We start from the raw sequence: 232 nt of genomic DNA, 5'->3' as shown, positions 1-232 counted from the left end.
GGTCAACCCAAATCGTCTTGATGATATTTCACAGTTGGGGCACCTCTGCGCTGCTGGGGTTACCTTTATGGTATTGGTTGCCCTTAATCGCAGACTGCGGGACGCAGGTGTTAAACCGCTACCCGATTTGATGAGTATGACGGACTTGGTGGCCTTGGGCACCGTATGCGATGTTGTACCCCTAAAAGGCCTAAACCGTGCCTTCGTGCAGCGCGGCATTGAAACCATGCGC

The 232-nt window shown here is 53.4% G+C and carries 1 pseudogene; it reads left to right on the top strand.

Annotation, left to right across the window (positions count from 1 at the left end):
* Nucleotides 1–232: pseudogene (locus O4G74_RS16870) on the top strand (single-stranded-DNA-specific exonuclease RecJ); the annotation flags it as partial.

This window comes from Henriciella marina (assembly GCF_027213945.1).
GTDB lineage: Bacteria > Pseudomonadota > Alphaproteobacteria > Caulobacterales > Hyphomonadaceae > Henriciella > Henriciella marina_A.
Note: the sequence above shows the minus strand (reverse complement) of the source record. Positions and strands in the feature narration are given on the sequence as shown.